The sequence below is a fragment of the Embleya sp. NPDC005971 genome (genome assembly GCF_040629175.1).
Classification (GTDB): Bacteria; Actinomycetota; Actinomycetes; order Streptomycetales; family Streptomycetaceae; genus Embleya.
In genome coordinates, this window is record NZ_JBEXUX010000077.1 from 22,121 (window position 1) to 43,701 (window position 21,581).

The window sequence follows — 21,581 nt, forward strand, 5'->3', positions numbered from 1 at the left end:
GCGCACTCTGGTGGCGGGTTTCGCGTGGGTCATGGCTCTCGGTTGGCGTTTCGGGCCGGCGCGGCCGGGCGGAGAGCCAGCCGTGAGCCCTGAAGGTCACGATCCGGATCCCGAGACGGCTTTCGGCACCCGGGGGTCCACTGACCTGGGGTTTTACGTGACCGGGCGGCGAGAGCGCGTGCCGGGGGCCGGGTTGCGCGCTCCGGCGACCGGAACCGCCCAACCACGGCCCGCTCTTCTCCTCCTCTCCCCGCCACCGCCCACCCACCGCCCGCCGAAACGGCCCGACCCACTCGGGAAGGCTCCTCGGCGGACCTGACCGGGCCGCCCCTCCGGCTCCGCCGTTGCCAGCGCCTTTCCGGCGAGCAACGCCCGGGTCTCGCCGGGGAGTCCAGGGCTCCTGACCGCCGGTGACCGTGGGACCGGGTCGATCTCCGCCGGTCCACGCCGACCGTTTAGCACAAGGCCATCCGCTGCCGACCAAGTCGCGACCGCCGGCCGCAACGGCCCGGCCCACTCGGAAAGGCTCCCCGGCGGACCTGACGAAAGCACCCTCCGGCTCCGCCGTTGCCGGCGCCTTTCCGGCGAGCAACGCCCGTGTCTCGCCGGGGAGTCCAGGGCTCCCGGCCGCCGGTGACGGTGGGACCGGGCTGATCTCCGCCAGTCCACGCCGACCGTTTAGCACAAGGCCACCCGCGCCCAACCCCACCAAGTCGCGACCGCCGGCTGCGCACGCCCGGCCCACTCGGGAAGGCTCCCCGGCGGACCTGACGAAAGCACCCTCCGGCTCCGCCGTTGCCGGCGCCTTTCTCGGTGAGCAACGCCCGTGTCTCGCCGGGGAGTCCAGGGTTCCCGGCCGCCGGTGACGGTGGGACCGGGCTGATCTCCGCCAGTCCACGCCGACCGTTTAGCACAAGGCCATCCGCGCCCAACCCCACCAAGTCGCGACCGCCGGCTGCGCACGCCCGGCCCACTCGGGAAGGCTCCCCGGCGGACCTGACGAAAGCACCCTCCGGCTCCGCCGTTGCCGGCGCCTTTCCGGCGAGCAACGCCCGCGTCTCGCCGGGGAGTCCAGGGCTCCTGACCGCCGGTGACCGTGGGACCGGGCCGATCTCCGCCAATCCACGCCGACCGTTTAGCACAAGGCCATCCGCGCCCAGCCCCACCAAGTCGCGACCGCCGCCCACAAAGCACCCGACCCACCCGGAAAGGCTCCCCGGCGAACCTCACCGAACCGCCCACCCCTCCAGTGGGCCTGTCCGGTCCGGGGTCGGGTGGTGCGGGGGGCGGCGCGGTGTGACGCGTAGGCTGGCCGATCGGGCCGGAGGTATGGAGGGGAAGGGCGCGGCGTGCGGGAGTCTCGCGGGTGTCGGTGGTGGCCGGCGGCGATGGTGCTCGTGTTGGCGGGTGCGGGCGTGGTGGCGTGCGATCCGCCGGAGACCGGTTCGGCTCGGGCGTCCGGTTCGGCGACTCCGGGTGCCGAGGAGTCCGTGCCCAAGGGCGGTGGCGGGCAGCCGGCCCGCTATGCGCCGCAGGTGGTTCGGCATGCGCGGGCGGCCGGCATCGATCCGCAACTGCTGATGGCCATCCTGCACAACGAGTCGTACAAGCCGCACGACTCGGCGCTGGAGCGGGCCTGGCAGAAGCTCAAGCCGGATTCCGCGTTCGGCATCGCGAACATGCACAGGGCGGCCTTCGACGAGGCCAAGCAGGGCCGGGACTTCGCCGATCGGGACTGGCAGGAGCTGCCCGACGACCCGGATCTCGCGATCCGGGCCGCCGCCTGGCACCTGCACGACCTGGCCGCCCAACTGCCCGCGAAGTGGGCCGGTGCGCTGACGAAGAACGAGCTGTTGGCGCTGGGCTACAACGCCGGAGCGGGCAACATGCGGGCCTTCGCGCGCGGCGTGCGACCGGGCTCGCAGGCGAGTTCGTATCTGGATCGACTGCACGACAACTGGACCAGGGCGGGCCGAGAGGTCCGGGGCTGACGCGGGATGCCCGATGAGGGTGAACCGGCCTGGTGGATCGGCCGGCGGCGGGTCAGCTGTAGGTCAGCGGCGGGGTCCAGGGGGTGCGGGCCACGCAGTAGAGGGTCGTTAGCGTTCGTTGCCGCCGGGCGGTGCTCCTAAGGCGTGTCGACGGGTGGTGCGGGGATGTGCGTGCCGGCGTCGTGGGCCTCGGCGAGGGCGGACACCGGGAGGGGCTTGATCGGGGGGCGGGCGGTGAAGGGGCCGAGGGTTTCCCGGGGGATGTGGGTTTCCTGGTGCAGGAGTTCGACCAGGGCGGGTCCGCACATCCGGCCCTGGCACGGGCCCATGCCCGCCCGGGTCAGGAGTTTGACCGCGTCGGCGGTGCCCAGGCCGGGGTTCTCCCGCAGGGTGCAGCGGATCTGCCCGTAGGTCACCTCCTCGCAGCGGCACAGCAGCGTGTCGTCGTCGGCGAGCGCGTGGAGCGCGGCGCGGTCGGGTGCGCAGGTGTGCTCCAGCAGCCGGGCCATCCGGGTGGTCGCGGCCAATTCCCGCTCCACGGCCGGGAGTTCCTGGTCGTGGGCGGCGGCGTCGAGGATGCCCAGGCTGCGGCAGATGTCCAGTGCGGCGCGTTTGCCGGCGGCGACCGCGTGTTCGGCGCCGGCGATGCCGGTGAGTTCGCCGGCGGCCCAGATGTGCGGGAGGGTGGTGCGCATCGCGTGGTCGTGGACCAGGACCCAGCCGCCGGCGGGGCCGTTCCAGGTCGCCGCGCACCCGGCCTGGCGGGCCAGTTCGGTGGAGGGGACGAAGCCGTAGCCGGTGCCGACGGTGTCGCAGGCGACGGTGCGTTCGGTGCCGGGTACGGGGCGCCAGTCGCGGTCGACCCGGACCAGCACCGCGGCGGTGACGTGTTCCTCGCCGTCCGCGCGCAGAAGCAGGGTGTGGGTGCGGATCGGTACGCCGGCCTGTCGCAGGGTGCGCAGCGCGGCGAGGCCCTCGGTGACCTTGGCCCGGTTGCCGGGCAGCGCGGCGAGGGCGCGGGTGAGCTCGGCGGGGTGGGGCAGGCCCTGGGCGAAGGCGACTTCGGCGACGTCGGCGCCGGCGCGCACCAACTGCGCGGCGGCGATCAGCAGCAACGGATGGGCGCCGGCCAGCACGATGCGTCGGCCGGCGAGGGTGCGGTGGCCCTTGAGCAGGGCCTGGATGCCGCCGACCGTGAAGAAACCGGGGAGGGTCCAGCCGGGCACCGGCACCGGCAGGTCGTAGGCGCCGGCGGTGAGCAACAGGGCGCGGGGCAACAGGACTTCGACCCCGGCAGGGCCGTGCACCGCGACCCGGGGACCCTCCGGCACGGGGGTGCCGGGCGGTGCGGCGAAGCCGTCGGGCGTGGTCTGCGTGCCGAAGACACCCCACGCGGTGGTGTCGTGCGCGAAGGTGATCCGCGGGTGCGCCGCCGCGCGGGCGAGCAGTGCGCGGCCCGCGGCGTACGCGGGGCCCGCGAGCGGGTCCGAGCCGCCCGCGCCGGGGTCGGGTCGGCGCCAGATCTGCCCACCGGGGCGGGCCTGTTCGTCGACGACCAGGACCTGCGCACCGTGGTGGGCGGCGGCCACGGCGGCGGCGAGACCGGCGGGACCGGCACCGACGATCAGCAACTGCGGTTCGGTGGTGGTCATCACACGTCCTCACGGCCGGTGTCGTCCCGCAGGTCCGAACCGCCGACTCGGTCCCGCAGGTCCGAACGGCCGACCCGGTCTCGCGGGTCCGGGCCACCCGCGCGGCCCGTGTCGACGCGCATGCCCGCGCGGACCGGCTCCTGGCAGGCCCGTACCAGCGGGGTGCCGTCGACGGTGACGGCGCAGTCGAAGCACACGCCCATCCCGCAGTAGGGCGCGCGCGGCCGGCCGGCCCGGTCGTGTCGGGTGACGGGGTGCTCGGTGGCGATCAGGGCGGCGGCGAGTGAGCGGCCGGCCGGCACGCTGTGCGGGCGGCCGTCCAGGGTGATGGATACCTGCGCCGGGTGGTCAGACAAAGTTCAGCGCTCCGAACCGTGCGGGGGAGTAGTCGTCGAGTGGCAGCCCGGTGGTCCCGGTGAGCACCTGTTCGGCGAGCAGGCGACTGTAGGTGGGGCCCAGGGTGAAGCCGGATCCGCCGGTGGCGACGAAGAAGTCGGGGCGGCGCGGGACCGGCCCCAGCAAAGGCAGTTGGTCGGGGGCCAGCGAGGTCGCGCCGGACCAGACGCGCAGCACCGGCAGGCGTTGCACGGCCGGCACCACGCGCGCCGCGTCGGCGCCGGCGAACACCGAGTCCAGCCGCAGTTCGGGGCGGACGTCCAGGTCGAGCGCTCCGGCGTGCTGGACGAACTTGGCGGCGCGGCCACCGCCGATGAGCACGTTGCCCTCCTCGGTCTGTTTGAGCGAGAGGCGTCGCCCGGCGTGCTGGACCAGGTGCGGGATCAGCGGCGGCGCGGCGGCGGTGACCGTCATGGTGAGCGCGACGGGCACGATGGGCAGCCGGATGTCGGCCATCGCGGCGACCTCGCCGGTCCACACGCCGGCCGCGACCACGACCGCGCGCGCGGCCATCCGGCGTCCGCCGGCGGTCTCGGCGAGCCACTGTCGGCCGTCGTGACGCAGCGCGGTCAGCCGTACGCCGGTGTCGATCCGGGCGCCGTGCCGGCGGGCGGCCCGGGCGTAGGCGTGGGTGACCAGGCGCGGGTTGGCCTTGCCCTCCCCGGGGCACCAGGCGGCGCCGATCACTCGGTCGGAGAGGTAGGGAGCCCGTTCGTGGGTGGCTCGGGCGTCGAGGAGTTCGACGTCCAGTCCGTGCGCGTGTTCCAGGTGCGCCTTGTGCGCGAGCAGGGCCATGTCCTCGGGCGACTCGGCCAGCATCAGGCCGCCGGAGCGGCGCACGCCGCAGGGTTCGCCGAGCTCGTCCTCCAGCCCGGCCCACGAGTGCATGGCGTCCAGGTGCAGCGGCAGGGCCTCGGCGGCGCGGGCGGCGACGGTGGGGCCGTGTTGGATCATCCGGTATTCGAGTTGGAAGTGCAGGCTGCCCGCGTTCTGGCCGGAGGCGTGCCGGTTGAGCTGGTCCTTCTCGATCAGGCGGACCGAGGCGCCCGCGCGGGCGAGGTGGTAGGCCAGTGCGCAGCCGAGCAACCCGCCGCCCACGACCAGGACGTCGGTGGGGTCCGTCGGGCCGGGAGTCCGCACGCCCGGGGTCTGCGAGCCGGGGGCCCCGATGCCGGGAGTCGGCACGCCGGCTGTCTTCGGGTCGGGTGTCTTCGGGCCGGGAGTCATCAGGCCAGGAGTCCCAGTTCGGCGACCGTGGCGCGGACCTGCTCGGCCTCGGCGACGGTCAGCGGCAGCAGCGGGCGGCGCGGATGGCCGGCGGGCACGCCGCGCAGGGTGAGCGCGTGCTTGAGGATGGCCGGCGCGCTGCCGAAGCGGGGCCCGTAGTCGGTGGTGAACCAGGCCCGCATCAGCACCCGGTCGCGGGCGCCCACGGCCAGCGCGGCGGCCTCGTCGCCGGCGGCGAGGTGGTGGAAGAAGTCGGGGTGGTCGCGGCCGAGGACGGCGCCGGCGCCCATCAGCCCGTCGCCGCCGATGCCGCGCATCAGCGCGATGCCCACCCGGTCGGTGGTGATGCCGAAGTAGCGCACCCGCTCGTGCAGGGCGATCAGGCCCTTGACGAACGCCCCGAAATCGCCGGTGGAGTTCTTGATCGCGACCACGTTGGGCAGGTCCGCCAGCGCGCTCAGGGTGTCGAGGTCCAGGTCCACGCCGGTGCCCCGGGGCCAGTTGTACACACAGACCGGGATGTCGACGGCGGCGCAGACCTCGGCGTAGAAGGCCACGATCTCGCGGGAGTTGGGCACCATGTACGGCGGCGGGGTGAGCAGGATGCCGTCCAGGCCCGCGGCGCGCGCGGCCCGGGCGTGGCCGATCGCGGCGGAGGCGGTGTAGGCGTTGCAGCCGCCGAGCAGGGTGTAGCGACCGCGCACTCGGCGGGCGGCGCGGGTGAACAGGGCGGCGCGTTCGGTAGCGGTGAGGGTGTACCACTCGCCGGTGGTGCCGGCGATGATCACGCCGTCGAGGCGTTCGGCGGCGAACCACTCCAACTGTTCGTCCCAGGCGGCGAGATCGAGGTCGCCCTGGGAGGTGAAGGGGGTTGTCACGGCCGGTATGTAGCCGTGCCAGTCGACGGTGTTGCGGTCCATGCCCTCGGGTCCTTTCGGGGCACAAACACGGGATCCGGGCGACACCCCCCGCAGGTGTCGCGGCCGGGAACGGGCATCGTTCCCGACCGCGACACCACTACGGCATCGGGGGCGTCACCGCGACGAGCAGCCGGGCCGGGGCGTCGGAGGAGTTGACGAACCGGTGCGGCAGACGCGAGTCGAAGGTGATCGCGTCGCCCTCTTCGAGGTGGTGGACGCGACCGTCCACCTCCACGTCGAGTCGTCCGGCGAGCACGGTGGCGCATTCCGTGGAGGGATGGCTGTACGGCTCGTCGGAGGATGCCTGGCCGGGCTCGATGTCGGCCTCCAACACTTCGAGATCGCCCGATCCGGGGGTGAGCCTGGAGTAGGTGATGTGCTGGCGGGCCGCGCCGAGCCGCATGCGTTGTTCGCGGGTGGTCACGGCCACGCGCGGTACGTCCGGATCGTCGAACAGGGTCGCGATGGAGGTGTCGAAGACGCGGGCGAGCTTGCGCAGGGTGCTCAGACTCGGTTCCGCGGCGCCGTTCTCCAGTTGACTGAGCATGCCCGCCGATATCCCGGCTTGGACGGCCAACTGACGCAAAGTCAGATCGTGCGCTTGTCGCAGTTCGCGCAGTCGGTCACCCAGCATGCCGATCCCCGTTCGCTCCGGTGTCGAGCACCCTCGACTCGCGGATCCTGAGCTTGTGCTTCATGGCGTGTTCAATGTGGTCGAACGCTTCGGGGCGAAGATAAGCAGGTTGCTGACTCCCCGTCAAGATCGTTGTGTCGCCCGGGTGAACGCCACCCGGTTGCCGACGGGTGGCGGTCGGGTGTCGGGCTCCTGACGCGAGGTCGTCGATGGGTGCGGCTTTTGACGTCGATATGGGCTCTGAGCAGTCATCAAACCGTTATCAAGGCGAAAAATCGTCGCTCCACGTGGACGAGTGATCACCGTGAATGGATCTTTGGTCCCAAATGCCGAGACGGGCAAGAAAGTCATTGACCATCACGCTCGGCCACGCCTACTTTCGAGCCCACCGTTCAGCCAGATCAAACACTGGGTTCCGTCATCGGCTGATCGGGTGGCTTGAGGAAGGTGCGCCATGCAGGGCAATCACCCCATCGGGGACAGTCGCCGGGCCAAGGCCGTGCGTCGGGCCGCCGCCCCATTGGCGGTCACCGTCGCCGCCGCTTTGATGCTCGCCGCGTGCGGCGGCGCCAAGAAGCAGTCCGGCGAAGCGGAGGGCGGCGGCACACTCGTCGTCGACACCTCCTTCAGTCTCAAGACCGCCGACCCCGGCCGGACCTTCGAGCCCACCGGGATCCTGGTCACCCGTCCCGTCTACGACACGCTGCTGACCTTCGCGGGCGGCGACGTGACCAAGCCGGTACCGCTGCTCGCCGCGTCCTACGAGGCCGCGCCGGACGCCAAGACGTTCACCTTCCCGCTGCGTCCGGAGGCCAAGTTCTCCGACGGCTCGCCGGTGACCGCCAAGGACGTGGTCTTCTCCTTCAACCGGGTCAAGAACCTCAAGGGCAACCCGGCCTTCCTGCTCGACGGCGTGACCGCGACCGCCAAGGACGAGCACACGGTGGTGCTCACCACCGAGGCCGCCGATCCCGCGCTGCCGTTCCGCATCGCCACCCCCGCGCTCGGCGTGGTCAACTCCAAGGTCGTCACCGCGCACGGCGGTACCGATGCGGCGGGCGCCGACCAGGGCGACAAGGCCGAGCAGTTCCTCAACACCGACTCGCAGGGCAGCGGCCCGTACAAGATCACCAAGTACGACGTCGGCACCGAGGTCATCCTCACCCGCAACGACAACTACTGGGGCGCCAAGCCCAAGTACGCCAAGGTCGTGGTGCGCAACGTGCCCGCGAACACCCAGCAGTTGAACGTGCTCAGCGGCGAGAGCCAGATCTCCCTGGACATGTCGCCGGACCAGGCGGCCAAGGTCAAGGGTCAGGCGCAGGTGCTGCAACAGCCCACGCCCACCACGGCGTTCCTGTTCAGCAACGACAACCCGGCCACCTCGCCGATCACCTCCAACAAGGACTTCCAGGAGGCCGTGCGCTACGGCGTGGACTACAAGAGCCTGCTGGATGTGGCCGGCGCCGGCTCCGCCCAGGCCGCGGGCATCGTGCCGAGCTTCTTCACCGGTGCGCTCGACCCGGCCAAGGCGATCGTGCGCGACATCCCGCGCGCCAAGGCCGCGTTGGCCCGCGCCGGACTGAACAACCCCAGCGTCGACCTGTACTACGCCTCCGACGTGACGATCAACGGGATCAACTTCGGCGACCTCGGCGCCCGGGTCCAGGCCAACCTCAAGGAGGTCGGCATCACCATCAACCTCAAGCCGGCCCCCACCCAGACCGCGCTGGACTCCTACCGCAACGGCACCGAGGCGATGGGCCTTTGGTGGTGGCAGGCCGACTACCCGGACGCCAGCGACTACCTCGCGTTCACCCCGGGTGAACTCGTCGGCCTGCGCGCCGGTTGGAAGAAGGACGCCAACGCCGAGGTGAGCGCGCTCGCGCAACAGGCCAAGGTGGCCACCTCCGACGCCGAGCGCGTGCAGTTGTACCGGCAGCTCCAGGAAGCGATGAACAAGACCGGTCCCTTCATCCCGCTGCTCCAGCCCGCACAGGTGATCGCCGCGAACAACTCGGTGAAGAACCTGCACTACAACCCGATCTGGTACATCGATGTCGACAAGCTCGGCTGACCCCACGGTCGACCGCGGCACCTCCCGGCCGGCCGCACCCCGCAAGGGTGCGGCCGCCGGCCCTCGGACCGCGCGCGGCTCCCATCCCTTCGCCCGCTTCGTGTTGGTGCGCCTGTCCGTCGGACTGCTGCTGTGCCTGGGCATCACCATCCTGGCCTTCGTGCTCACCCACTCCGTGCCCGGTGACCCGGTCGCCGCCAACCTCGGCGACCGCGCCCAGAACGACCCGGCCGCGGTCGCCGCGTTCAAGAAGAAGAACGGACTCGACGAGTCCCTGCCCTCGCAGTACGGCACCTACCTGAACAACCTGCTGCACGGCGACATGGGCACCTCCCAGCAGACCCACCGACCGGTCTGGGACGACCTCGCCGACCGGGTCCCGGCCAGCCTCGAACTGGCCCTGGTGGCCATCGTGTTGGCACTGGTGATCGGCGTCGGACTGGGCATCGTGGCGGCGGTCACCCGCAACCGCTGGCCGGACCGGATCATTCGCGTGGTCAGCCTCGCGGGCGTGTCCATGCCGGTGTTCTGGCTCGCCCAGGTCGCCTTCTACCTCTTCTCCTTCAAACTCGGCTGGATCCAGGCCGGTGGACGACTGTCACCCGGCGCGATCCCACCCCAGGACATCACCGGCCTGTACACGCTCGACTCGCTGCTCACCGGCGATCTCGGCACCTTCGGCGAGGCATTCTCCCGCCTGGTCCTGCCCGCGTGTGTGCTGGCCGCGTTCAACATCGGCGTGCTCACCCGCTTCACCCGCGCCGCGGTCCTGGAAGCCCTCGGCAACGACTACGTGCGTGCCGCGCGAGCCAAGGGCCTGCCCGAGTTCACCGTGGTCCGTCGGCACGTGCTGCGACCCGCACTCACCTCGATCCTGACCGTCGCCGGGCTCACCTTCGGTGGCATGCTCGCCGGCACCGTCCTGGTCGAGAACGTGCTGTCCTGGCCGGGCCTGGGCCAGTACGCGTACAAGAGCGCACTGAACCTGGACCTGCCGTCCATCATGGGCGTCTGCCTGTTCGTCGCGGTCGTGTACGTCGTGATCAACCTCCTCGTGGACCTGCTCTACGGGGTCATCGACCCGAGGATTCGCCTCTCGTGAACGCCACGCGCCTCTTCCTCGGCGATCGGCTCGGAGCCGACCGCACCGGCACGGACGACCCGGCCCCGCGGCGCAAGCGCCGTCCCGGCAAGTCGCCGTGGCGCAGCCCCCTGGCCATCACCGGCATCGTGATCATCGGCGTCTTCCTGATCGCCGCGGTCCTCGCGTCGGTGATCTCGCCGGAGGATCCGCTCGCCCAGAAATGGCCGAAGTACCAGTCGCCGTCCGGCGAACACTGGTTCGGTACCGACCAACTCGGCCGCGACATCCTCTCCCGGGTCATCCACGGCACCCGCATCTCGCTCCCGCTCGCCCTGCTGCTGGTCGTGCTCGCCATGGTCATCGGCACCGTGCTGGGCGCGGTCGCCGGCTACTTCGGCGGCTGGATCGACATGGTCGTGATGCGCTGCGCCGACCTGGTGCTCGCCTTCCCGGCGATCATCCTGGCGATGGCCGTGGTGGCGGCACTGGGCCCGAACCTGACCAACGCCGTGCTGGCGGTGGTGATCGTCAGTTGGCCCACCTACGCCCGCGTGGTGCGCGGACTGGTGCTGACGCTGCGCCAGTCCGACTTCGTCCAGGCCGATCGGCTGCTCGGCGCCTCCGGGTGGCGGGTGCTGGCCGTGGACCTGCGGCCCAACCTGGCCGGCCCGGTGGCCGTGCTGGCCGCGCTCGACCTGGGCAACGCCGTACTGCTGCTGTCCGGACTGTCCTTCCTGGGCCTGGGCGCACAACCGCCCGCGGCCGAGTGGGGTGCGATGGTCAACGCGGGCTCGGCGAACTTCGACGCGTGGTGGGTCGCGGTCTTCCCCGGCGCGGCCATCCTGCTCTCGGTGCTCGCCTTCAACTTCCTGGGCGACACCCTGCGCGACGCGCTCGACCCGCGTACGGCACGGGCGATCCGAAAGTGACGGACATGAACGACACCCCGACCCCGCCGGTGGTCGACGCCGAGGAGCCGCTGCTGGCGATCCGCGACCTCGTCGTCGAACTGCCCGGACCCGACGGCGAACCGCTGCGCGCCATCGACGGCGTCGACCTGACCGTGGGCCGCGGCGAGATCGTCGGCCTGGCCGGCGAGAGCGGCTCCGGCAAGACGATGACCGCACTCGCGCTGCTCGGGCTGCTGCCCCAGGGCGGCAGCGCGCGCGGGCAGATGCTCGTCGAAGGCCAGGACGTGCTGACCATGACCCCGCGTCAGGTCCGCGACCTGCGCGGCAATCGGGTCGCGATGGTCTTCCAGGACCCGATGACCTCGCTGCACCCGATGCTGAGCATCGGCAAACAGCTCACCGAACACTTGCGCCACCACAAGAAGTTGGACAAGCGCGCGGCCAACGCCCGGGCGGTGGAACTGCTCGCCACGGTGCGCATCCCCGACCCCGAGCGGGCGCTGCGCCGCTACCCGCACCAATTCTCCGGCGGCATGCGTCAACGCATCGCCATCGCCATCGCGTTGGCCTGCGACCCGGCGCTGCTGCTCGCCGACGAGCCCACCACCGCGCTGGACGTCACCGTGCAGGCCGGCATCCTGCGCCTGCTGGACCGACTGCGCCGGGAGAACGGCCTGTCGGTGCTGATCATCACGCACGACCTGGGGGTGATGTCCGCGCTCGCGGACCGGGTGAGCGTGATGTACGCGGGCCGGATCGTGGAGAGCGGGCCGCGCGCGGACGTGCTGCGCGAACCCCGCCACCCCTACACCCGCGGCCTGCTCGACGCGCTGCCGCACCCCGACGGGGGCACCGCGGCGCTGGTGCCGATCGTGGGCACGCCGCCCAAGCTGGGCCAGGCGCCCGCCGGTTGCGCGTTCCACCCGCGCTGCCCGCACGCGCAGCCGAGTTGCCGGGAGGAGCGCCCGCGCCTGCTGGCGCTGACGCCCACCCACACCGGGGCCTGTCCGATCGATCCGCTCGCCGTCGCCGCTTCGAAGGTGGATAGCCGATGACCCTGTCCTCCCTCACCTCCACCGTCGCCGTCACCGCGAAGGACCCCGGGTTGCGGCTGCGCGACCTGTCCGTGGCGTACCGCACGCCGGGTCGGCCCACCGTGCGCGCCGTGGCCGGCGTGGATCTGACCGTGGCGCCCGGCCAAGTGGTCGGCCTGGTCGGCGAGTCCGGGTGCGGCAAGTCGACCCTGGGCAAGGCCGCGGTCGGACTGCTCAAGCCGGCCGCCGGCACGGTCGAGTTCGACGGACACCCGGTCGTCCCGCTCGGGCTGCGCTCGCGGCCGGTGACCCAACGCGGCCTCCAGATGGTCTTCCAGGATCCGTACGCGTCGCTGAACCCGCGCCGCCGGGTCGGCGAACAGATCTCCGACGCCGTGGTCCTGGCCGGCGGCACCCGCGAACGCGGCCGCGGCGTGGCCCGCGAACTGCTCGAACGGGTGGGCCTGCCCGCCGAGTTCGTCGATCGTTTCCCGCACGAGTTCTCCGGCGGCCAGCGCCAACGCATCGCCATCGCCCGGGTGCTCGCCGCCGAGCCCACCTGCATCGTCGCGGACGAGCCGATCGCCGCGCTGGACGCCTCGGCGCAGGCGTCGGTGGCCAACCTGCTGCTCGAACTGGCCCGCGAGCGCAACGTGGGCCTGCTGTTCATCTCGCACGACCTGTCCATCGTGCGACAGATCGCCGACACCGTGGCGGTGATGTACCTGGGCACCGTGGTGGAGAGCGGCCCCACCGACCAGGTCTGGGCCGAGCCGCGCCACCCGTACAGCAGGGCGCTGATCGCGGCGGTGCCGCGCGCCGACGGCAGCGGCGAGTTGCCCGTCGACCTGCCCGGCGACGTGCCGGACCCGGCCTTCCCGCCCGCCGGTTGCCGCTTCCACCCCCGGTGCCCGATCGCCGTCGACGCGTGCGCGCTCGACGAACCCGCACTGGTCGAGTTCCTTCCGCGCCGGCGCGCCGCGTGCACCGTGCTCGCGCCGACCCTCACGAAAGTCGGGTGACCGCACTCATGTGGCTGACCAACTGTCATGTCGTCGACGTCGTCACGGGTGAACTGCTGCGCGACCGCAGTGTGCGGGTCGAGGGTTCGACCATCGCCGAGGTGCGCGGCGCGTTGCCGCCCAACGCCGACGCGCACGATCTGGGCGGCCGATACCTGCTGCCGGGGCTGATCTCCTGCCACTCGCACCTGTCGGTGGTCTTTCCCTTCTCCGACACGCGTGAGGACGAATCGCCGGGCCTGACCGCGTTCCGCGCCGCCCAACGCGCGCACGACGCGCTGCGGGCCGGCATCACCACGCTGCGCTGCGTGCACGAGCAGAACCAGATCGACCTGGTGCTGCGCGACGCGCAAAAGCGCGGCTGGATCCAGGCCCCGCGGATCTTCGGCGCCGGCCGCGCGCTGTCCACCCCGCACGGACACGGCGAGGGCGCGGACTGCTCCTACGCGAGCGGCCCGGACGGCTTCTACCGCGCCGCGCTGGGCGAACTGGCCGCCGGCGCCGACCACCTGAAGATCTTCATCAACTCCGGTCTGGCCCGCGAGGGCGAGGACTTCGAGCACGCGGAGATGACCGACGAGGAGATCGCCGCCACGGTCAAGGCCGCCCACGAACACGACGCGTACGTGGTCGCGCACTCCGGCGAGTCCGCCGCGATCCGGGCCGCGCTGGCCCAGGGCGTGCGCTCGTTCGAACACGCGTATGCGCTCGACGAGGACACCGCGCGCCTGCTCGCCGACCGACGCGCGTTCGTGACCCCCACGCTGTGCGTGACCAACTCGCTCGGCTGGATGCGGGAGAACCGCTTCGAGGAGGCGTCGATCGCCAACGCGCAGAACGCGATCGAACCGCACCAGGAGAGCTTCCGGCGGGCGGTCGCCGCCGGCGTGCAACTGGTCAACGGCACCGACATCCCGCCCGCCGACCTGGTCGAGGGCGTGCCCGCGGCGGTGTACGAGATGTATCTGATGGCCCGCGGCGGCCTGGACAACCTGCGCGTGCTCCAGTCGGTATCGACCACCGCGGCCCGCCTGGTGCAGGCCGAGGACCGGCTGGGACAGGTCGCACCCGGGTTCACCGCCGACCTGATCGCGGTCGACGGCGACCCGCTGCACGACATCTCGGCGCTGGGCCGCCTGTCGTTCGTCATGCAGGGCGGCCGGATCGTCCGCGAGGACCTGGCCGCCTGAACCGTTCGCGGCCGCATCCCGGCGGGTGCACCTCGCCGGCCCCGCCCGGGAGTCGCCGCGCCCCGACCCACCCCCGACGTAAGGACCTTCGTGCCATGACCGACGCCGCCGCACGCGACACCCACCGACCCGCCGGGTCGGCCGAGGACCGCGCCGCCGTCTGGAGCGCCCTGCTCGACATCTACGCCGGCTTCACGGCCGGCGACCGTGCGCGCATCGACAGCCGCATCCACCCCGAGGCCACCATCTGGGACTCGGCCGCGCCGGAACTCCTGTTCGGCCGGGCCGACCTGGACCGGATCCGCGCGGCCCGACCGGTGGGCCCGGACGCGCCGGTGGTCACCGGGATCCACGCGAGCGACGAGGTGATCGACGTCTGGGACGACACCGCGCTGGCCCGCTACACGCTGCGGGTCGACTTCGCCCCGGGCGCCGACGGCTCGACCCCGGCCTCCGAACACATCCGCAACACGGCGGTGGCCCGCCGCTTCGCGCAGGGCTGGCTGGTGGTGCACAACCACGAGGACCTGCTGGCGTGATCGGTGCGGCGCCGGGGTCGCGCCGGGCCCGGTCCGGGACGGGGCGCCGATGCCGAAGTGCCGTCGGGAGCCGATCGGGTGCCCGGACGCCCGCTCGCCGGACCCCGCGCGCGGAACCGCGCCCGTGTCCGGACGCGGGGGAGTGCGCTCCGCCACGCGAAGGAGCGACCGGAACCGACACCGCAGGTGGGGAGGGTGTCGGCCGGCCGCGTCCGACCGGCGCAACGCCCCGGCGGTCGGCTCACGCCCGGTCGGCGGCGGCGATCAGCGCGGGCAGCAGGCCCGGGAAGGATTCGTCGAACTCCTCGCGGCGCAGCGCGTTCATCCGGGAGGTGCCCACGTAGTACTGGCGGATGAGGCCGGCCTCGCGCAGCACGTGGAAGTGGTGGGTGGCGGTGGATTTGCTGACGGGCAGCTCGATCGTGCCGCAGCTCAACGCCTTTGACGCGGCGTAGAGCTCGCCGACGATCAGTCGGCGCACCGGGTCGACGAGGGCTTCGAGGACCTGTTGCAGGCCGATCGTGTCGATGTCCGGGTGGGGTGGGACGCGTTCGCGTCCGCCGTGCTGGGTGCTCGCCATCGATCTGATACCTCCTGGCCGAATGGTACGACACTCATCAAAGTGCGATGACCATCGAAGTTTGACACTCACCGAACTTTTCGCTTGGGTGAGGCACGTCGACACGCTCCCGTGTCGGCGGCGCCCGGAAGGAACGATGCGTGATGGTCAGGACAGTGCGCTTCCACGAACTCGGCGGGCCGGACGTGCTGCGCCTGGAGGACGCCGAACTCGGCGTACCCGGTCCCGGCGAACTGGCGGTCCGGGTGGACGCGATCGGCATCAACCGGGCCGAGGCGCTGTTCCGCAGCGGCAACTACATCCAGGACGTCCGGGAGTTCCCCGCCCGGCTCGGCCTGGAGGCCGCCGGCGTGGTCGAGGCGGTCGGTGCCGGGGTCGCCGGGTTCGAGGTCGGCCGGCCGATCAGCGTGGTGCCCGCGTTCTCGATGAACGACTACGGCGTCTACGCCGAACGCGCGATCGTGCCCGCGTCGGCCGTGCTGCACCGGCCCGACTCGCTGGACGCGGTCGCCGGTGCGGCGGTGTGGATGCCGTACCTGACCGCCTACGGCGCGCTGGTCGAGATCGGCGGGCTGGGCGCCGGCGACACCGTCGTGCTGACCGCCGCCTCCAGCAGCGTGGGCCTGGCCGCGATCCGCACGGCGCTCCGGGTCGGCGCGGTGCCGATCGCCACCACCCGCACCCGGGCCAAGGCGGACCGGCTGCGTGCGGCCGGCGCCGCCGAGGTGATCGTCACCGAGGAGGAGGACGTCGTGGAGCGGGTGCGTGCCTTCACCGGAGGCCGCGGCGCCGAATTCGTGTTCGACGCCGTCGCCGGCTCCGGCGTGGTGGACCTGGCCCGGGTGGTCGCCCCCGGCGGCACGCTGCTGATCTACGGCGCGCTGAGCGGCGAGGCGACCCCCTATCCGGGAATCGACCTGGGCATGCCCGCGCTGAACATGCGCAGCCATACCGCCTTGGAGACCACCACCGACCCGGAACGGCTGCGCCGGGCCGAGGCGTTCGTCGCCTCCGGGCTGCGTACCGGTGCCTTTGCGCCGACCGTGGACCGCACCTTCGATCTGGAGCGCATCGTCGACGCACACCGCTACCTGGAGGCGGGCGCCCAGGTCGGCAAGATCGTGGTCACCGTCGAGCACTGAGGCCGGGTGGGCTCAGGACCCCGCGAGCGGGCGGCGCGGCGAGGAGCCGGGGCCGCCGGGTGTGGATCCGCGCAACACGACGTCGGGGGCGTGGCCCAGGGTGAGGGCCATCCGGACGTCGTCGAAGCGTTCGTTGTCGACCTCGATGACGTTGGGCAACCGGCCCCACACGGTGAAGCCGAGCCGCTCGTAGAGCTCGATGGCGCCGTGGTTGTTGCCCCGCACGCCCAGGGTGAGGGTCTCGATGCCGGCTCGGTGGGCGCTGTCGATCAGGGCCGTCATCAGCAGGCGACCCAGGCCCAGGCCGCGGCTGTCGGGGTGGGCCATCACCTTCTCCACGTCGGCCGAGTGCGCGAAGACCGGCTCGGGCCGGCGTCGCCACAGGCCGGTCGCGGCGACGTCGTCGTCGACCGAGGCGACCACGAGCACGGCGTCGCCGACCCGGACGGCGGCGAGCACGTCCTCCAGCCAGGCGTCCGTGGTCGGCTTGCTCGGCGGGGACAGATAGCCGATCGCGCCACCGAGACGGGCGACGTCGTGGACGACCCGGTGGATCTCGGTGCGAAGTCGGTCGTCGGCGTCGGTGGGCCGCAACAATTCGATCTTCGGTTCCATGCCGGACATTGTCCCGGGCCGGATTTCGGCGGCGCGCACCGGCCGGCGGGGCGCCGGTCCGATCGCGCAGCCGGATCCGGTGCGGTCGGTGCGGCGAAGGCGGGGGGTACCCGCACCGGGTGCGTGGGTACGACCCGAGGGTTGCGTGTTCCGCCGATCCGACCCGCGTCCCGGTCAGGAGCCCCCATGTCCGACGTCACCACCTCCCTTCCCGACACCGATCGGCTGCGTGCGCGAGCGGACGAATGCCTGCGCCGCTGCGGTGCGGTGTCCCGGCCCGATGCCGGCGATCTGATCGTGCGTACGCCGATCACCGGCGGCGTGTTGCGCCGACTCGCCTCCGGCACGCCGGAGCAGGTCACCGAGGCGATCGGCGCCGCGCACCGCGCGTTCGGCATCTGGCGCACGACGCCCGCGCCGGTGCGCGGGGCGTTGGTCAAACGACTGGGCGAACTGCTCGCCGAGCACCACGAGGACCTGGCCGACCTGATCACCCTGGAGGCGGGCAAGATCCGGACCGAGGCGCGCGGGGAGGTGCAGGAGATGATCGACGTCTGCGACTTCGCCGTCGGGCTCTCCCGGCAGTTGTACGGACGCACCATGCCTTCGGAGCGACCCGGGCACCGCCTGTCCGAGTCGTGGCACCCGCTGGGCGTGGTCGGCGTGGTCTCCGCGTTCAACTTCCCGGCGGCGGTGTGGTCGTGGAACACCGCGATCGCCCTGGTCTGCGGCGACGCCGTGGTGTGGAAGCCGTCCGAACTGACCCCGCTCACCGCGGTCGCCTGCGCCGCGCTGCTCTTCCGGGCCGCCGTCGACGTCGGCGCGCCGACCGACCTGCATCGCCTGGTGCTGGGGGATCGTGCGGTCGGCGAGGCGCTGGTCGAGGATCCGCGGGTCGCGTTGGTGAGCGCCACCGGTTCGGTGCGGATGGGCCGCGAGGTCGCGCCCCGGGTGGCCGCCCGATTCGGCCGCTGCCTGCTCGAACTCGGCGGCAACAACGCGGTGATCGTCGCGCCGTCGGCCGACCTGGATCTGGCGGTGCGCGGCATCGTCTTCGCCGCGGCCGGCACCGCCGGGCAGCGTTGCACCACGCTGCGCCGGGCGATCGTGCACGAGGACGTGGTGGACGTGCTCGTCGCGCGGCTGAGCCGGGCCTACGCCGAGCTGAGGATCGGCGATCCGTTCGCGGACGGCACGCTGGTCGGGCCGCTGATCGGCGCCGGGTCCGGGGCGGCGATGGCGGCGGCGCTGGACCGGGCGCGGGCCGACGGCGGCGACGTGGTGGTCGGCGGCGAGCGGGTGGCCCGGCCGGAGGCGCCCGACGCGGTGTACGTGCGTCCGGCCATCGTGCGGATGCCCGGGCAGACCGAGGTGGTGCGCGAGGAGACCTTCGCGCCGATCCTCTACGTGCTCACCTATCGCACGTTCGACCAGGCCATCGCCCTGAACAACGATGTGCCGCACGGGCTTTCGTCCGGCGTGTTCACCCGCGACCAACGCGAGGCCGAACGATTCCTGGCCGCGGACGGGTCGGACTGCGGCATCGCCAACGTCAACATCGGCACCTCCGGCGCCGAGATCGGCGGCGCGTTCGGCGGCGAGAAGGAGACCGGCGGCGGGCGCGAATCCGGCTCCGACGCGTGGCGGGCGTACATGCGTCGGGCGACCAACACGGTCAACTACTCGGACGAGCTGCCGCTCGCCCAGGGGGTCGACTTCGGCTGAGCCCGGGGGCCGGGCGGGCACACCGCTGTCGGCCGTGGTCAGCCGGGGCTGGAGCGGCCGTGGCGCCAGTAGCCGAAGAAGGTGATGTCCGACTTGGGGATCCTCCGCTCGTTCACCAGGTGCCGGCGCAGACCGGTCGGGAGGCCGTGCTCGCCGGCGGTCCACGTGTAGAACGGACCCGCGGGCAGGGTCGCGGACTCGACGGCGTTCAGGGCGAGCCGGCCGGGCCGGGATCCGGCCCCGTCCCGGGCCAGCCAGTGCACCCGCACGCCCGCCGGTGCCTCGACCCGCTCGCGGATGTCCGCGACCTCGGGCACTTCCAGGAAGACCTCCGCGTGCAGGGTCGCGGGGGCGTGTTCCAGGATGGACAGGATGGCCGGCAGCGCGCTCTCCTCGCCGACCAGCAGGTGCCACTCGGCATGGCTCGGTGGCAGGTACATCCGGCCCAGATCGAAGATGCCCGCCGGGTCGCCGGGTCGGGCCCGGGCCGCCCACGCCGACGCCGGTCCGGCGTCGCCGTGCAGCGCGAACTCGATGTCGATCTCGTGGCGTTCGGGCCGGAAGGCGCGGATCGTGTAGTTGCGCACCCAGGGTCGACGGGCCTTGGGCAGCAGCAGCCATTCGGCCATCCACGCGTTGTTGGACAACTTCGGCATGCGCAGCTCCTCCTGTCCCTCGCGCGGGAAGAACAGGCGTGCGCCCTGATCGAATCCGGACCCGTGTAGGTGCGCCAGTTCGGATCCGCCGAGCGTCAGGCGTACGAAGTTGGGGCTGAGGCGCGTGTTCTCACGCACCGTCAGGGATATCATCCGCCGCGTTTCCGGCAGTTGCACCTTCGGCAACATCTCTGCTTCTCGCTTTCGCCGCTCCGTCGGGGATCGGGCCGGGCGCGGCCGTCCGGGCCTCGCCCGACCCGGCGATCGGTGCCCAGGCCCAGGTCACGACCCAATTATGAGCAATTGCTCGCCTCGTGCGGTACTCGCTTTTCCGGAGCCCGCGCCGGGGCCGCCGCGGCGACCGCCGGACGACGGCGGCAACTCCGCGAGCAGCACGAACGGCCGCGCGTCGAGCCGGTCCGAGAACGCCGGCTCGGGCGGGCTGCTCACTTTCGGGCGGCCGAATTCGAGCGGCCGAATTCGAGCGGCCCGCATTAGGATCCGACGGTTGATCAACCGGTCTGCACGGCCATTGCGGAAGGACGAGAATGTTCGCGAGATCCCTGGGCGACGGAGCCGAGTTGCGGCCGCTGGAGCCGTGGCGGGCCGAGGAGTTCCTGGCTCACATGGACCGCGGCCGGGAGTTCGTCGGCCGCCACATAGGACTGGCCGACGTCACGGCCGATCTCGACTCGGCCCGGGGCTGGCTCCAGTCCTACGCCGACAAGACCGCCGTCGACGCCGGTCGGCTGTACGGCATCTGGCTCGACGGGGTCCTGGTCGGCGGGGTGCTCTTCCGGGTCTTCGACGCGGCACAGGGCAATTGCGAGGCGGGCTGCTGGCTCGAACCCGCCGCCGCGGGCCGGGGCCTGGTCACCCGGGCGGCAACGATGATCATCGACTGGGCGATCCGGGAGCGCGGGATGCACCGGGTCGAGTGGCTGGTCTCCGCCGAGAACACCCCGAGCATCAACGTGGCCAAGCGCCTCGGGATGACCCGCGAAGGTGTGCATCGGGAGAACCACCTCTACCGGGGCGTGCGGCAGAACACCGAGGTCTGGTCCGTGCTGGCCCCGGAATGGCACGCGATCCACGGCACCGGCTGACCTTCGGGTCGGGACCTGTTGCGGATTCCGCAGGCGCGGCATGGCAGCATGCATATCGACAGATCTGACGGTGCGTCACACAACTGGCGAACCGGCCGGGTCGGTGCGGAACGAACGACCGGACAGTTTCCATCGGCGCTGCGACAAAACGGGCAAAACCCGCGAGATCGATGGCGTTCGGCGGATGGATATCATCGACACAGTGATCAAGTTACCACCGGGTACGGCGCTCGAACGCCTCGCCCGGTCGGCCGACACACGCCCCGGAAGGGACGTCCCACCGGAGGAGTCGAACGCCATGCAACTCGCAGGGATCGTGATCTCGCTGCTGATCAGCGTGATCGGGTTCGCCCTACTCGGGCGCACCGCCGCCTACATCTACTCGTTCGTCAAACTCGGGCAGCCCGCGTGGGGCCGGACCAGCGCGGCCGGCACCCGTTTGCGCACGATGCTCACCGAGACGGTCGGGCACACCCGGATGCTCCGTTGGGGCATCGTCGGCGCCGCCCACTGGTTCGTCATGGTCGGCTTCGGCGCGCTGATCCTGACCCTGGTCAACGCGTACGGACAACTCTTCTCACCGGAGTTCGCGCTGTGGGGGCTCGGGCACTGGGACGTGTTCGAGGTCTTCACCGAGTTCATGGGCCTGATGACCATCGTCGGCATCCTCGTGCTGATCGTCATCCGCCAGATCAGCCACCCGCGTCGGGCCGGGCGCAAGAGCCGATTCGCCGGATCGCGGTTCGGCCAGGCGTACTTCGTCGAGTTCGTGGTCGGCTCGGTCGGCGTGTGCATCATGCTGCTGCGCGGCCTGGAGGGCGCGCTCGCCGGAGTCGACGGGTACGAGGCCGGCTACTGGGTGAGCTACCCCCTGGTGTCCGCGTTCGGTGGGCTCTCCGACGGCTCGCTGGAAAACCTGATCTACCTCGTCGCGACGATCAAGATCGTCATCTCGATGACGTGGGCGATCACCATCGGCCTCAAGCCGAGCATGGGTGTTGCGTGGCATCGGTTCCTGGCGTTCTTCAACATCTACTTCAAGCGTGAGGCGGATGGTGGGGTCGCGTTGGGTGCGTTGCA

19 protein-coding genes and 1 pseudogene are annotated in these 21,581 nt (G+C 71.9%); 12 read left to right on the forward strand and 8 right to left on the reverse strand.

Annotated features, from left to right (window positions below; translation table 11 throughout):
* Nucleotides 1–1,388 precede the first annotated feature (1,388 nt).
* On the forward strand, nucleotides 1,389–1,991 hold the full coding sequence (locus tag ABZ374_RS41065; RefSeq protein ID WP_360322199.1) for a transglycosylase SLT domain-containing protein: 603 nt from the start codon (nucleotides 1,389–1,391) through the stop codon (nucleotides 1,989–1,991).
* Nucleotides 1,992–2,128: 137 nt separating this feature from the next.
* Here the strand turns inward: ABZ374_RS41065 and ABZ374_RS41070 are convergent, their stop codons facing one another.
* From ABZ374_RS41070 to ABZ374_RS41090, 5 genes are all read right to left on the reverse strand, one after another.
* Nucleotides 2,129–3,643: an FAD-dependent oxidoreductase gene (locus ABZ374_RS41070; RefSeq protein ID WP_360322202.1), complete on the reverse strand. Its 1,515-nt coding sequence runs from the start codon at nucleotides 3,641–3,643 to the stop codon at nucleotides 2,129–2,131.
* Nucleotides 3,643–3,999, reverse strand: coding sequence for a (2Fe-2S)-binding protein (locus ABZ374_RS41075; RefSeq protein ID WP_360322205.1), 357 nt, complete (start codon nucleotides 3,997–3,999; stop codon nucleotides 3,643–3,645). The genes ABZ374_RS41070 and ABZ374_RS41075 overlap by 1 nt, the downstream gene beginning before the upstream one ends.
* Nucleotides 3,992–5,266, reverse strand: a complete 1,275-nt coding sequence (locus ABZ374_RS41080; protein ID WP_360322208.1) for an FAD-dependent oxidoreductase — start codon at nucleotides 5,264–5,266, stop codon at nucleotides 3,992–3,994. The genes ABZ374_RS41075 and ABZ374_RS41080 overlap by 8 nt, the downstream gene beginning before the upstream one ends.
* On the reverse strand, nucleotides 5,266–6,186 hold the full coding sequence (locus ABZ374_RS41085) for a dihydrodipicolinate synthase family protein (RefSeq protein WP_360322211.1): 921 nt from the start codon (nucleotides 6,184–6,186) through the stop codon (nucleotides 5,266–5,268). Before ABZ374_RS41085 ends, ABZ374_RS41080 begins: the two co-directional genes overlap by 1 nt.
* 97 nt (nucleotides 6,187–6,283) lie before the next feature.
* On the reverse strand, nucleotides 6,284–6,820 hold the full coding sequence (locus tag ABZ374_RS41090; protein ID WP_331770475.1) for an XRE family transcriptional regulator: 537 nt from the start codon (nucleotides 6,818–6,820) through the stop codon (nucleotides 6,284–6,286).
* A gap of 454 nt (nucleotides 6,821–7,274) precedes the next feature.
* Between ABZ374_RS41090 and ABZ374_RS41095 the strand changes: the two genes are divergently transcribed.
* From ABZ374_RS41095 to ABZ374_RS41125, 7 genes are all read left to right on the forward strand, one after another.
* The gene (locus tag ABZ374_RS41095) at nucleotides 7,275–8,897 is read left to right on the forward strand and encodes an ABC transporter substrate-binding protein (protein ID WP_360322214.1); all 1,623 of its coding nucleotides are present in this window, start codon (nucleotides 7,275–7,277) and stop codon (nucleotides 8,895–8,897) included.
* Complete coding sequence (locus ABZ374_RS41100; RefSeq protein ID WP_360322217.1) at nucleotides 8,878–9,999, forward strand: ABC transporter permease; 1,122 nt, start codon at nucleotides 8,878–8,880, stop codon at nucleotides 9,997–9,999. Before ABZ374_RS41095 ends, ABZ374_RS41100 begins: the two co-directional genes overlap by 20 nt.
* Nucleotides 9,996–10,910: an ABC transporter permease gene (locus ABZ374_RS41105; RefSeq protein ID WP_360322220.1), complete on the forward strand. Its 915-nt coding sequence runs from the start codon at nucleotides 9,996–9,998 to the stop codon at nucleotides 10,908–10,910. The genes ABZ374_RS41100 and ABZ374_RS41105 overlap by 4 nt, the downstream gene beginning before the upstream one ends.
* A gap of 5 nt (nucleotides 10,911–10,915) precedes the next feature.
* Nucleotides 10,916–11,947: an ABC transporter ATP-binding protein gene (locus tag ABZ374_RS41110; protein WP_360322223.1), complete on the forward strand. Its 1,032-nt coding sequence runs from the start codon at nucleotides 10,916–10,918 to the stop codon at nucleotides 11,945–11,947.
* The gene (locus ABZ374_RS41115) at nucleotides 11,944–12,948 is read left to right on the forward strand and encodes an ABC transporter ATP-binding protein (protein WP_360322226.1); all 1,005 of its coding nucleotides are present in this window, start codon (nucleotides 11,944–11,946) and stop codon (nucleotides 12,946–12,948) included. Before ABZ374_RS41110 ends, ABZ374_RS41115 begins: the two co-directional genes overlap by 4 nt.
* A complete protein-coding gene (locus ABZ374_RS41120; RefSeq protein WP_360322229.1) occupies nucleotides 12,945–14,138 on the forward strand; it encodes an amidohydrolase family protein in 1,194 nt (397 codons plus the stop codon). The genes ABZ374_RS41115 and ABZ374_RS41120 overlap by 4 nt, the downstream gene beginning before the upstream one ends.
* Before the next feature lie 95 nt (nucleotides 14,139–14,233).
* Entirely contained in the window at nucleotides 14,234–14,677 is a 444-nt protein-coding gene (locus tag ABZ374_RS41125; RefSeq protein WP_360322232.1) for a DUF4440 domain-containing protein, read from the forward strand.
* 241 nt (nucleotides 14,678–14,918) lie between these two features.
* On the opposite strand, the gene ABZ374_RS41130 is transcribed toward ABZ374_RS41125, so the two are convergent.
* Nucleotides 14,919–15,257, reverse strand: a complete 339-nt coding sequence (locus ABZ374_RS41130; protein ID WP_360322235.1) for a helix-turn-helix domain-containing protein — start codon at nucleotides 15,255–15,257, stop codon at nucleotides 14,919–14,921.
* Nucleotides 15,258–15,400: 143 nt separating this feature from the next.
* Here ABZ374_RS41130 and ABZ374_RS41135 point away from each other — a divergent pair, with 143 nt between their 5' ends.
* Nucleotides 15,401–16,399 carry a zinc-dependent alcohol dehydrogenase family protein gene (locus ABZ374_RS41135; RefSeq protein WP_360322238.1) on the forward strand — a complete coding sequence of 333 codons (999 nt, stop codon included), beginning with the start codon at nucleotides 15,401–15,403 and terminating at the stop codon, nucleotides 16,397–16,399.
* Nucleotides 16,400–16,411: 12 nt separating this feature from the next.
* Here ABZ374_RS41135 and ABZ374_RS41140 read toward each other — a convergent pair whose 3' ends face one another.
* Nucleotides 16,412–17,014 carry a GNAT family N-acetyltransferase gene (locus ABZ374_RS41140; protein WP_360322241.1) on the reverse strand — a complete coding sequence of 201 codons (603 nt, stop codon included), beginning with the start codon at nucleotides 17,012–17,014 and terminating at the stop codon, nucleotides 16,412–16,414.
* A 186-nt stretch (nucleotides 17,015–17,200) separates the two neighbouring features.
* Here ABZ374_RS41140 and ABZ374_RS41145 point away from each other — a divergent pair, with 186 nt between their 5' ends.
* The gene (locus tag ABZ374_RS41145; protein WP_360322244.1) at nucleotides 17,201–18,739 is read left to right on the forward strand and encodes an aldehyde dehydrogenase family protein; all 1,539 of its coding nucleotides are present in this window, start codon (nucleotides 17,201–17,203) and stop codon (nucleotides 18,737–18,739) included.
* 38 nt (nucleotides 18,740–18,777) lie between these two features.
* Here the strand turns inward: ABZ374_RS41145 and ABZ374_RS41150 are convergent, their stop codons facing one another.
* Complete coding sequence (locus ABZ374_RS41150; protein WP_360322247.1) at nucleotides 18,778–19,584, reverse strand: siderophore-interacting protein; 807 nt, start codon at nucleotides 19,582–19,584, stop codon at nucleotides 18,778–18,780.
* A gap of 359 nt (nucleotides 19,585–19,943) precedes the next feature.
* Between ABZ374_RS41150 and ABZ374_RS41155 the strand changes: the two genes are divergently transcribed.
* Complete coding sequence (locus tag ABZ374_RS41155; protein ID WP_360322250.1) at nucleotides 19,944–20,501, forward strand: GNAT family protein; 558 nt, start codon at nucleotides 19,944–19,946, stop codon at nucleotides 20,499–20,501.
* A gap of 298 nt (nucleotides 20,502–20,799) precedes the next feature.
* Nucleotides 20,800–21,581 (forward strand): annotated as a pseudogene (locus tag ABZ374_RS41160) (Fe-S oxidoreductase); the annotation flags it as partial.